This is a genomic window from Streptomyces neyagawaensis, assembly GCF_023516595.1.
Taxonomy (GTDB): Bacteria; Actinomycetota; Actinomycetes; order Streptomycetales; family Streptomycetaceae; genus Streptomyces; species Streptomyces neyagawaensis.
In genome coordinates this window covers 1-1,851 of record NZ_JAMGBG010000063.1, presented here as the reverse complement: position 1 = coordinate 1,851, position 1,851 = coordinate 1, and the positions used below count along the sequence as shown (strand labels likewise).

Sequence of the window (1,851 nt, the reverse complement as noted above, 5' to 3'; positions counted from 1 at the left end):
GCAGCAGTGGACGGTGGCGGCGGGGTCGACGGTCAAGGCGTTGGGCAAGTGCCTGGACGTCAGCGGTGGCGGTACGGCGGACGGTACGAGAGTCGTGCTGTGGTCCTGCAACGGCGGTACCAACCAGAACTGGCAGGCGTACCCGGACGGATCGCTGCGCAACCCGCAGTCGGGCAAGTGCCTGGACGTGTCGGGCGCCGGCTCCTCGGACGGCACCCTCGTGCACCTGTGGACCTGCCACGGCGGCGCCAACCAGAAATGGACCCTGCCCTGATGTCGGTCACCAAGAAGGGAGCGACGCACATGCGCAGACGACCCCGAACCCTGCTCGGTGGGGCGGCCACGGCACTGGCCACCCTCGCCCTCCTCGGGCAGCCCCACCCCGTCCATGCCGCGGACACGCCCTACGACGTGCTCGTGTTCTCCAAGACGGCCGGTTTCCGGCACGACTCGATCCCGGCGGGGATCCAGGCCATCCGCGACCTCGGCGCGGCCAACAGTTTCACGGTGACGGCCACGGAGGACGGCAGCCAGTTCACCACCGGCAACCTGAGCCGCTACGAGGCGGTGGTCTTCCTCAACACCACCGGCGACGTCCTGAACGACGCCCAGCAGTCGGCGTTCCAGTCGTACATCGGCTCGGGCGGCGGCTTCGTCGGTGTCCACTCGGCCGCGGACACGGAGTACGACTGGCCGTTCTACGGTGCTCTGGTGGGCGCCTACTTCGCCTCGCACCCCGCTGTCCAGCAGGCCAACGTCAAGGTGGAGGGGCGGGCACACGCGGCGACCGCCCACCTGCCGCAGACCTGGACCCGCACCGATGAGTGGTACAACTTCCGGACCAACCCCCGCACCACCGCACGCGTGCTCACCACGCTGGACGAGTCGTCGTACTCGGGTGGCTCGATGGGCGCCGACCACCCGCACAGCTGGTGCAAGACCTACTCCGGAGGCCGGTCCTTCTACACCGGTGGCGGGCACAGCCAGGCGTCGTACACGGAGCCGGCGTTCCGGGCGCACCTGCTCGGCGGCATCCGGTACGCGGCGGGCCGGACCAAGGCCGACTGCCGGCCCGAGACCGGCTACACGACCCTCTACAACGGCTCGACCACCGGCTGGTCGCAGGCCGGCCCGGGCGGCTTCACCAGCGCGGACGCCACCCTCACCTCCAACGGCGGCCTGGGCATGCTCTGGTACAGCGCCCGGCAGTTCACCAACTACTCGCTGAAGCTCGACTGGAAGATGCCCGGCGACGACAACTCCGGTGTGATCGTGGGCTTCCCGCCGACGAACGACCCGCAGTCGGCCATGGACAACGGCTACGAGGTCCAGATCGACGCCACCGACGCACCCGACCGCACGACGGGCTCGATCTACGCCGTCAAGGCCCCGGACACGGCTGCGCGGGACGCGGCGCTCAACCCACCGGGCGAGTGGAACACCTTCGAGTTGTTGGTGGAGGGCGAACGGCTCCAGGTATGGCTCAACGGCGTGAAGATCAACGACTTCACCGACACCAACCCTGCCCGCTCGCTCGCCGGTCACATCGGCATCCAGAACCACGGCACCGGGGACGACGTCTCGTTCCGCAACGTCCGGATCAAGGAGCTGGGCGGCGGCCCGACACCCACCCCCGGCGTGGGTCGGATCGTGGGGGTCGCGGGCAAGTGTCTGGATGTGCGTGACGGCGGTTCGGCGGACGGGACGGCGGTGCAGATCTCGTCGTGCACGGGCTCGGCGAGGCAGCAGTGGACGGTGGCGGCGGGGTCGACGGTCAAGGCGTTGGGCAAGTGCCTGGACGTCAGCGGTGGCGGTACGGCGGACGGTACGAGAGTCGTGCTGTGGTCCTGC

General features: G+C 69.6%; 2 protein-coding genes. Both read left to right on the top strand.

From position 1 onward, the window contains the following. Positions 1–274 (top strand): RICIN domain-containing protein (locus M8J73_RS25575; protein ID WP_249829099.1); only part of this gene is annotated, 274 nt, incomplete at its 5' end. 29 nt (positions 275–303) lie between these two features. Then, on the top strand, positions 304–1,851 hold a 1,548-nt coding region (locus M8J73_RS25570), incomplete at its 3' end, for a ThuA domain-containing protein (RefSeq protein WP_249829098.1).